Raw genomic sequence first — 10226 nt, forward strand, 5'->3', positions numbered from 1 at the left:
AAAATTTGTTCTAATTTAACTAGCTCCCTTTCTGTATAAAACCTCCCTTTTCTGTTCCTTCGGGGGATTAGCAGATGAATTTTTTCATAATATCGCAACGTATCTACAGAAACACCGTATTTTTTTGCAACTTCCCCAATTAACATCAATTTCACCTCCTTAGAATTAGTATAAACCCTGAAGTTAACTCTAGGTCAATAGATTTTTAAAATTGTGGTTATAAAAAAACACCCTTATAAGGGTGCTACTTCTAACTGCTCAATATTTTTATTTGTTCTTCTATTACATAGGGTGGATAGGGTTTACTAAAATAATATCCTTGACATTCATCACAACCTATAGATTTTAGAAAATAGAGTTGTTCTTTACTTTCTATCCCTTCGGCTACAACTTTAATCCCTAATGCTTGGGCCAGCTGAACAACGGCTTTCACTATAATCTCATTTTCTGTCCTTTCTCCAATATATTTAATGAAATCTCTATCTAATTTAACTACATCTATAGGTAAGTTAATCAGATAAGTTAAGGAAGAATAACCGGTACCAAAATCATCTAAGGCAATAGAAATGCCTTTTTCCCTAAGTTTTTTAATGATTTCTGTCCCCAATTCTATATTTTTTAAAAATGTTGTTTCAGTAATCTCAAGTTGAATCTCAGCGGGATTTGTTTGAGTTTGGTCTAGTATTTTTTGAATTTCATCGGCTAAATCTGGATATTCAAAGGATTTACAGGAAAAATTGATAGATAATTTCAATGGATAAGGACTATTGGCATCCCACTGTTTTTTCTGTAAACATGCTGTTTTCAATACCCATAAGTTTATTTGGTGTATCAAACCAGTATTTTCTGCTATAGGGATGAACTCTACCGGTGAAATTAGCCCTTTTTGAGGGTGCTGCCAACGGATTAGGGCCTCTAACCCTGTAATCACTTCATTTTTCAAATCCATAATCGGTTGATAATGTAAAACAAATTCCCCTTTGTTTAAAGCATTATGTAACTGATTAGCCAATTCCATAGTTGCTACCCGCTTTTCTTGCATTTCATTGGAGTAAATGAATACCTTATTCCTTCCCCCTTCTTTAGCCATGTACATTGAAGAGTCGGCATTTTTATACAAGGTTTCAAAGGTTTTACCATGTTGGGGATAGAGGGCAATTCCTGCACTTATTGAAATAAAGTATTCTTTATCTTGATAAACCCAAGGCTTTTTCAGCTTTTCTAAAATCCCATTTATATGACCTAATAGACCTTCTTTTATTCCATTTTCATAAACAACCAAAACAAATTCATCTCCCCCTAACCTACCTACTAAGTGGGGGTATTTTAATTCGTCCCTCAAAGCCTTAGCAATATGCCTTAGAAGCTGATCCCCGGCACTATGACCTAAAGTATCATTGATGTTTTTAAAGTTATCAATATCAATGTAGACAAGGGCGAATTTTTTATTTTGCTCTAGTTTAATATTCATATTTACTTCTTGCTCAATATAGAGTTTATTTGGTAAAGCTGTAATTATATCAGTATAAGCAAGTATATCTAACTTTTCTTTAATCTTTGCTAATTCTTTATGGGTTTTCCTTAATTCCTCCAAAGAATTTTCCATTTTTTTTGAGCTATCGGCAACTAATTTTAATTGCTTACCGATTATAAAATATAAGAAAACTGTCGTAACTATTACAAAAAAAGTTCCTTTATAGTTTTGTAAAACTCTATACATCGTAATGTCGTTACTTAAGAGATATAAAATTTTATCCGAAACTAAAATCCAAACTATACCAATAATTCCATATAGGAAAGTTATTCTTAAGGCAATCTTTTGATATATCCTTTCCCCTGTACTAACCCTTTTTGCCAACTTTTTCATTCTACTACCACCATTTCTACAATTATATACATAATTCTACATAATTCGCCCTTTTTTTGCAATCAATATTCAAATTAACATTCTAGTACTTTTGTCCTAACAAGTAGTGGAAGCTGTTCATAGTATAAGAATACTGTCGTTATTTATCATTTCCTGGGGAATATTAGAAAGTAGATAAGCGGACATAATCCCTTTTTCGCAATTCATGGATGAAAAATCCCCAAACTATCATGGCAATGGTAAATAAAATAATGGATCCGATGGTTAAGGAATTGGTGATAGAATTCCCGATTACTGTAAAAACGATTAGTTTTGGAGTAATACCCATCAATGATGCTAACAGGTAACGATGATAATAATTACCACTTGCCCCTAACATCAAACTAACTAATTCAATACCAAAGGGTATCATCCTCAAGAAAAAGGTTATGATAAAATCATTCTGTTGATTAAGTTCTATCCCTTTTTTTACTTTAGCACTTTTATCCATGATCTTTTCTACAAAATTTTTACCTAAAAATCTCCCGTAAAAAAATGTTAAAGTTATTTCTAAAGTTATTCCTAGTAAATTAATAGCTATAGCTAGATGTAATGGGAAAAACATCCCTACCGAAATATACAATACCGGGATTGGTATAAAAAAAATAACTGATTTTATTGTATATAAAGATAAAGCTATTATTACCCTTTTGTAGATATTTTCCGAGCCGCTGATAATTTCTTTAACATCAATTTCTCCTAGGTCCCGCCAGGTAAAAAAGATTATTAGTAACCCTAGGATAAAAATTGTTAGTCGTAATAAATTGTATTTTTTTATCATATTATCACCTAATTCAAAGTTTTAATATATATTTATTTAAACCAAGGATTTTATATCCATAATTTTACCTTAAATAACCCCTAAGGTAAAGAAAAAGTATCCCCATTTTTGAGGGATACTTTTTTACAAAATAACGGCTTCTTTTAAGTCCCATTTTTGGCCTTTGACAATCTCGACCTTACCACCTTTAGAATAAACACCAAAATTTGTAGAATTTTTATTTGGGAAAATCCTTACAGTAAAGGTTTCTTCCCCTTCATTTAGGAATATTTCTAGAGAAGATGTATCTATATAAATTGTAATTTTTATATTGTTTACATCCTTTAAGGTTACTGCCCTTTGTCCTTTTCCCCATAGACCACTTTTCTCCCTATCTAATATTACTTTACTAGATTGTGTGTCAATTGTAAGTTTTGTATACTGTTTTTTCCCTTCATCACTGCGGATGAATAATCCAAACTCATCGGAATCAATATTGACTATTTCTAATTGTATTTCTACCCTCTCACCACTAAATTCCTTTATAAAGGCCCATGAATCCTGAATAATCTTTTTTTCTAATTTATATTCCTTTACCCTTAACCTTTCTAATTCCCCTATTGGTTTTTGACAAAGTTTTTCACCTTTTAAATACAATTCTCTAGGAATAGTTAAACAATGGATCCAGTTTTCCTTTAAGGTAGGCTGATCCTCTTCTTCTGGCATGCCCATCCAAGCCCAAAGAATTCTCCTGCCATCAGGGCTTAAAAAAGTCTGGGGTGCGTAAAATTCAAAACCCCTATCTAGTTCTATAAATTCTTTACCGTGAAATTTCCCGTTATTATAATCTAATTTCCCTATCATGTAGCCACATTGATAGCGGTTATTATATAAATCACCTTGAGGCTCTAATCCTTGGGGACAAAAGAGTAAAATATCTTTGTCATCTAAAGAGAATAAATCGGGACATTCCCACATATACCCTAAACTTTCTTTAGACACTTCCCCTACAAAACTCCAATTATAGGGATCATTTCCCTTATACAAAACTGCTGTACCAGTTAAATCTTCCCTTTGCGCCCCTATAATCATATACCACATACCATCTTTTTGCCAAACTTTTGGGTCTCGGAAATGGGCGGTATATCCTGGGGGAAAATTGTTTATCAATGGATTTTTGCCGTACTTAACAAAGTTATCCCCATCTTCTGATATGGCTAGACATTGATAAGTTTCCCTTTCTCCATCGGTAGTCTTAACATTTCCCGTATAAAAGGCCAATAATTTTTCTCCGTACTGAATAGCGGAACCAGAATAGCAGCCATTTTTATCATAGTAGTCCACAGGGGCTAACACTGAGGGATGGCCGTACCAGAAAACCATATCCTTACTGGAAAAGTGTCCCCAATGGACTTCTTTACCCAAAGGAAATTTTTTATTCCATTGGTAAAAAACATGGTACCTTCCTTTAAAATGTGATAGTCCATTAGGATCATTCATAAACCCATAAGGAGGAGATAAGTGGTAACTTTGTCTATAGCTTTTCATTAACTATCCTTCCTAACTAATTTTAGTACTTCTTTACCAGCTTGAGTATTTTTTTCACTATAGATTCTTTCTACTGAGAAATCATTGCTATTTGTTATAACAACTGGAGTTATGACAGAAGGGACTTTATCTTTAATCTTTTCTAAATCCACTTGAATTAGAGGTGTTCCCACTTTAACCTCATCACCATTTTTTACTAAAAGCTTAAATCCTTCTCCATTGAGTTTTACAGTATCAATTCCAAAATGGATCAAAACTTCTGCACCAAAGGAGTTTATAGCTACAGCATGGCCTGTTTCAAAAGCCATCATAACTTTTCCATCTACTGGAGAATAAACATTTCCATCAATAGGGTTAATAGCAAAACCTTCTCCTAAAATTCCTTCAGCAAAGGTTTTATCAGGAACCTGTTGTAAATCTAAAATTTCACCGTTAATTGGAGAGCTAACAAAAATCTCTTTAGATCCATTTTTAATCTCCTTTGGGTTATTATTACCATTTTCTATACTTAAACTCTTATTTGTTTCATTATTATTTTCTACTCCTTCATCTTGAAAACCTAAAATATTTACAGCAATAAAGGCACCGAAAAAGGCGATTATCATACCGATAATATAATGGATCATTGTTTGGGGTGTAACTATTGCTGTTCCTGGGATACCGGTAAGTCCTACTGCAGTCATTCCTACATTAGTTAAAACTACGTATCCTCCACCTAAAGCTCCCCCTATAGCTGCACCTATAAAAGGTCTTTTTAACCTTAAATTAACTCCAAAAATCGCTGCTTCTGTTATACCTAATAAACATGATGTCGCTGCGGGAATTGCTATTTGTTTAATCTTTTGATTTTTTGTTTTAAAATAGACCGCAAAGGCTGCTCCCCCTTGAGCCACATTAGCCATAGCCCAAATTGGTAATAGGAAGTTTACTCCAATTGAAGGATTAGCTAATAATCCCATTTCTACGGCATGGAAACTGTGGTGAATTCCTGTAATTACTATAGTTGAATATAAACCACCGAAGATTAAACCTGCTATTGGCCCTGCAATGTTATATAAGCTTTGTAAACTTTCTGAGATTAAATCACCAATAATTCTACCACCAGGTCCAATTACAATTAAGGATAGAAATGCCGTTGTTAATAAAGTTAAAAATGGTGTTAAAATGATATCTAGGATGTTAGGTACAATTTTTCTAAAAAATCTTTCCACATGGGCCATTGCCCAAACGGCGATTAAAATTGGCAGTACAGTACCTTGATAACCAACTAAACCTATCTCTAATCCAAAGAAATCTAAGGTGTTTTCGATTCCACCACCGATAGTCCAAGCATTTTGTAAGGCAGGGTGAATCAAAATTCCACCTAAAGCTGCTGCCACAAATGGATTAGTACCAAATTCCTTTGCAGCACTAAAAGCGATTAGTATAGGTAGAAAAACGAAGGCGGCATTAGAGAACATATCTAGTATAAAGACTAAACTACTATCTGGAGACACCCAACCAAAGGTTCCAATCATTCCTAAAGTACCCATTAGAAGACCACTGGCTACTATAGCTGGAATTATTGGAACAAAGATGTTAGATAAAACCCTGGCAAATCTTTGAAATGGATCTACCTTTTCCATTGCTGCCTTTTTAGTATGGGTTAAATCACTTTCTTTTAAACCTGATATTTCTATTAGTTCTTTATATACCTTATTTACTTTTCCTTGACCAATAATAATTTGTAATTGTCCAGAATTTATAAAAGCAGCTTCTACCATTTCTAAGTTTTCTAGTTCCTTTAACTTGATTTTCCCGTCATCCTTTGCCACGACCCTCAAACGGGTGGCACAATGAGTTACACTTTGGATATTTTCTTTTCCACCAACAAACTCTAGAACTTGCTGAGCAGTTTCTCTGTAATTCATTGTTTTTCCTCCTTTTAATTGTTTTTAAATATAAAAACTCAACCTAAGATAGTCGTAACAAATAGTTACAACTATTCCTTAAGTTGAGTTTTGCCTGCTTTACCAGTAACAACCTCAATTTTCTCTTTTAGATTCATCGATTACCCTTTGTAAATGTAAGCAAAGATAAACTATTTCATCTTTACCAAGTAAATAATCATAGTTTTTTTCAACATATTCTTTAATTTTTAAAGCACAGGAAAAGGCTTGACTGTAATTTTCTCTCATCATTTCATAAAAAGGTGTTTCACTTACAGATGCAGTTTTTTTACTTATAACCCTTTGAGCGAAAAACCTAATATGGGTTACTAACCTATCATAATACAGGGATCCGGTGTTAAGCTCTACTTTTAAATAATATTTAATTAGATTTAATAATTCTTGGACCATATTTGTGATATCTATGGTATTAGTCATACTTTCGCCCATAGTGGCATTAATTATGTGAAGGGCTATAAAACCAGCTTCATCTTCAGGCATTTGGATATTAAATTTCTCTTCAATAAGTTTTAATGCCCAAAGGCCTATTTGAAATTCCTTATTATAAAGTTTTTTGATTTCCCACAAGAGGTAGTTTTTGATCTGATAACCCTTTGAAAAACGGTTAATAGCAAAGGCTAAGTGATCAGCTAATGCTAAATGGATGTTATTTTCAAGTTGCCTCCCTAGTTTTTCTTCACTGTAAGATATTATCTTTTCTGAGATTTCCACAACTTCTTGGGGAATGTTTTCTAACATCTGTTGAAATTTACTGCTTTCTGATCCATCCTTCAAAGTAAAGATTTTTTCAATTTTATCCTTTTCAACCAAATCACCCTTTGATTTTCCAAAGGCTAAACCTTTTCCCATCACTACTACTTCTTGACCTGTTTCTTCTGATACGGATATTATGACATTGTTGTTTAAAACCTTTGAGATTCGCATAACATCCCTCCCTGTATAAAAAAACCTAAACTAATCCCCATAGGAGATTAATTTAGGTTTTGCCTGCATTACCAGTAACAATCCTAGTATTCACCTATTTACATGGTAATATACATCAAAACCTTTGTCAAGATGGAATTTCTACCTTTATAAGGAAATTACATCTAATGCAGTCATCGCCCCTAATTTGGTACATACAAGGGCAGCTACTTTATTGGCCTTTGCTGCTTTTTCCTTTAGTTTTTCAAAATTTCCAGTGATTCCTTTTAAATTCTCTTCCTCTACTAACTGAGATAAAAAAGCCCCTACAAAAGCATCCCCTGCACCTGTAGTATCAACAGGGTTAATTTTAATACTAGGAACCAACATTCTCTTTTGTGGTGTAGCTAAATAAGTCCCTTTACTTCCTAAAGTTATGGCAGATAGTGAATTATAGTCCTTATACATTTTGTCTAAAGCTTTATCTAAATTATTCTCTCCATATATCATAAAAAGTTCATCTTGAGATAATTTTACGAAGTGAACCTGGCTTATATATTCCTTAGCTAGTTCTATAAATTCTCCTTCTCTCCCCTTCCATAAATCACCCCGATAATTTGGGTCAAAGGAAAGGAAAACATCGTTATCTAAAGCCAATTTTAAACTTTCTTCATAGGCCTTTTTTAGATTTCCTCCTAGTAAAGCAGTAGCTGAACCTAAGTGTAAAATTTTACAATTGCTGAACCTTTCTTCAAATCCCTTTATTTCATATTGTTCATCGGCACCTCTGACAAAAACAAAATCCCGCTCTCCATCATCCATTATAGATACAAAGGCCATGGTTGTATTCCCTTTTTTTGTTATCATGGTTGTATCTACTCCATGATGATTAAGAGATTCAATCAAAAAGTCACCAAAGGGATCATTACCAACACAGCCAGCAAAACTTCCTTTTACTCCAAGACGGGAAGCCGTTGCCGCTACATTAGCAGGTGCTCCTCCAGCCCTTTTAACAAAATTTTCTCCTCCCTTTAAGTCTAACCCAGTATCTTCACATATGAAATCTATGAGTAGTTCACCAAGGCAAATTATTTCTTTTGTCATTTTCTTCCCTCCAATCCTTTTAATTAAATTCTATAATATTTAGTGGAGAAAATCAAAACCCTAAACTTATTTAATCTTAAGAAGTTTAGGGTTTATTTATGTATAATAATTTTCTACTTTATATTTTAAAAATATTGATCAACTTATCTAACGTCAAAGTTTTTTCGGAAATATCTTTACTTGCAATAGCTACTTTTTCAAAAACTGCTGATTGTTCTTCAATAGAAGCGGTAACTTGCTGTACAGCAGCAGAGTTGGATTCCGCTATACTCGATAAATTGTTTAGGGTATTTAAAATTTCTTCTTTCATATTATTTATAACCGATGAAGTATTATTAAGCTTGTTTATATTTTTTTTTGATATCTCAATAGCCTCTTTTATCATTATAAATTTATTTTTACTCATATTTACTTTTTCAGCTTGCTTTTTAGATAAAATGGCAACTTCATCCATAGTTTCTACTGCATTTTTTGAATTATTCTGAAGTTGCTCCACTATTTCATCTATAATTTTTGTAGATGCTGAAGATTGTTCCGCTAATTTCCTTATTTCTTCAGCTACTACTGCAAATCCTCTTCCTTGCTCCCCTGCCCTAGCAGCTTCAATTGCAGCATTAAGGGCTAAAAGATTAGTTTGATTGGCTATAGAGTCAATAAGTTCACTAGCTTCACTAATTTTTTTTACACTTTCATCTGTCAACAATGTTTCTTTTTGGATTTTTTCAATAGCAATAATATTTTGTTCTGTTATATTTGTGAGCTCTTTCATTTCCAATAATCCATCATCAACTAGCCTAACTACTTTTTGTGACGATTGATTAAGGCCTTCCATTAAATTTTGATTTTCTCCAATTTTTCTACCTAATTCTTCTCCTTTTTTATATCCTTCTTCTACACTTTTAACCTGTTCATTAGCCCCGATAGACACCTCTTCAATTGCCTTTGTTATTTCATAAGAGCTAGTATTTAAACCTTCTAGTACAGAGTTAATATTACTAGTATTTTTATTAGTTATTGAACTAATTTCTTTTATCTCTTTAATTAATTTATTCAACTGCTCTATAGTACTATTGGTAGCTTGAGCTAGTATAGCAAATTCATCTTTTCCTTTAATTTGTACTAATCTTGATATATCTCCCTCCCCAACTTTTTGTAAGTGTTCCATATGTTTTTTAAGCGGATTAATAAATAATTTTCTCATGGTGAAAATAATTATAAAATTAACTACGATAATATTAATTAATGTGTTAATATATGCACTGCTTTCTGTATAATTTATCCCTATACCGCTGAGAAAAATGCTAATTCTTTGAGCTATTGGAGCACTAATTAAAAAAGTCGCTGTAATTATTAGTATTAATTTAAAAGTTATACTGTTTTTGAGATTTAAATTTAATAAATTCCACTTACTGATTCTCTTTCCTTTATTCAAGGGCAACACATCCTTTCAAAAATTAAATTAGCTTTAGATTACTATTGTAAAAGTTTATTTTTTTATTAAATTATTCTTCACATCTTTTAAAATACCTTTATAACTGCTCATTTTTGTTGCTAAAGTACTAAATTTTAAAGTTAATGTTAATACAAGATTTAATAAAGAAGGAATTTTGCTAAATATCTCGAATAAGGTTATTAGTTTTATTACAATCAATAAAAATAACCAAATATTTTAATAAAACTATTCATCAGTCAACTTAGCCTAAGCTATGTTTACTCTGATTGGGTGTAACCCCACACCCTCTATCCCCTCCGAAAATACATTTGGGAATACTTTTTTCATTATTTGATATGCTCCATTTAAATCTGCATTTATTAAAGTGCCATTATTAGACCTAAATAGACCTCTATGGATTCGTCTTGATTTGTTGTAGTTTTCTTTTATAGGCAATTCATTATCTAAAAATGATGTTCCACTTGTATAACTCTCGTCTACAAGTATTACTTTTATTCCTACATTTTCTGCTTTATACATTACCTTTTTTATAAATTCTTGATGTGGTATTCCTACAAATGATTGATTAACTTTTTTATTCATTTTACTTTCCCGTTTCCAGTC

Annotated in this window: 9 protein-coding genes; all 9 read right to left on the bottom strand. The window is 32.3% G+C overall.

Annotated elements, in window-relative coordinates:
- A partial coding sequence (locus BMX60_RS12500) for a MerR family transcriptional regulator (RefSeq protein ID WP_143055926.1) occupies positions 1 to 146 on the bottom strand: 146 nt, incomplete at its 3' end.
- A gap of 104 nt (positions 147 to 250) precedes the next feature.
- Entirely contained in the window at positions 251 to 1867 is a 1617-nt protein-coding gene (locus BMX60_RS10370; protein WP_091351393.1) for a putative bifunctional diguanylate cyclase/phosphodiesterase, read from the bottom strand.
- A gap of 163 nt (positions 1868 to 2030) precedes the next feature.
- Entirely contained in the window at positions 2031 to 2687 is a 657-nt protein-coding gene (locus BMX60_RS10375; RefSeq protein ID WP_091351394.1) for a TVP38/TMEM64 family protein, read from the bottom strand.
- Between the two features lie 123 nt (positions 2688 to 2810).
- On the bottom strand, positions 2811 to 4214 hold the full coding sequence (locus tag BMX60_RS10380) for a glycoside hydrolase family 32 protein (protein ID WP_091351395.1): 1404 nt from the start codon (positions 4212 to 4214) through the stop codon (positions 2811 to 2813).
- Entirely contained in the window at positions 4214 to 6124 is a 1911-nt protein-coding gene (locus BMX60_RS10385; RefSeq protein ID WP_091351396.1) for a sucrose-specific PTS transporter subunit IIBC, read from the bottom strand. Before BMX60_RS10385 ends, BMX60_RS10380 begins: the two co-directional genes overlap by 1 nt.
- 114 nt (positions 6125 to 6238) lie before the next feature.
- Positions 6239 to 7087: a BglG family transcription antiterminator LicT gene (gene licT, locus BMX60_RS10390; RefSeq protein ID WP_091351397.1), complete on the bottom strand. Its 849-nt coding sequence runs from the start codon at positions 7085 to 7087 to the stop codon at positions 6239 to 6241.
- Between the two features lie 147 nt (positions 7088 to 7234).
- A complete protein-coding gene (locus tag BMX60_RS10395; RefSeq protein ID WP_091351398.1) occupies positions 7235 to 8170 on the bottom strand; it encodes a carbohydrate kinase family protein in 936 nt (311 codons plus the stop codon).
- Positions 8171 to 8288: 118 nt separating this feature from the next.
- Positions 8289 to 9602 carry a methyl-accepting chemotaxis protein gene (locus tag BMX60_RS10400; protein WP_091351399.1) on the bottom strand — a complete coding sequence of 438 codons (1314 nt, stop codon included), beginning with the start codon at positions 9600 to 9602 and terminating at the stop codon, positions 8289 to 8291.
- 267 nt (positions 9603 to 9869) lie between these two features.
- A partial coding sequence (locus BMX60_RS10405) for a zinc ribbon domain-containing protein (protein WP_143055927.1) occupies positions 9870 to 10226 on the bottom strand: 357 nt, incomplete at its 5' end.

The organism is Anaerobranca gottschalkii DSM 13577 (assembly GCF_900111575.1).
Lineage (GTDB): Bacteria > Bacillota > Proteinivoracia > Proteinivoracales > Proteinivoracaceae > Anaerobranca > Anaerobranca gottschalkii.

What these genes read in the sequence shown, in the direction of transcription:
- licT (WP_091351397.1), bottom strand. Translation starts at nt 7,087, where the DNA reads ATGCGAATCTCAAAGGTTTTAAACAACAATGTCATAATATCCGTATCA.
- BMX60_RS10375 (WP_091351394.1), bottom strand. Translation starts at nt 2,687, where the DNA reads ATGATAAAAAAATACAATTTATTACGACTAACAATTTTTATCCTAGGG.
- BMX60_RS10385 (WP_091351396.1), bottom strand. Translation starts at nt 6,124, where the DNA reads ATGAATTACAGAGAAACTGCTCAGCAAGTTCTAGAGTTTGTTGGTGGA.
- BMX60_RS10395 (WP_091351398.1), bottom strand. Translation starts at nt 8,170, where the DNA reads ATGACAAAAGAAATAATTTGCCTTGGTGAACTACTCATAGATTTCATA.
- BMX60_RS10370 (WP_091351393.1), bottom strand. Translation starts at nt 1,867, where the DNA reads ATGAAAAAGTTGGCAAAAAGGGTTAGTACAGGGGAAAGGATATATCAA.
- BMX60_RS10380 (WP_091351395.1), bottom strand. Translation starts at nt 4,214, where the DNA reads ATGAAAAGCTATAGACAAAGTTACCACTTATCTCCTCCTTATGGGTTT.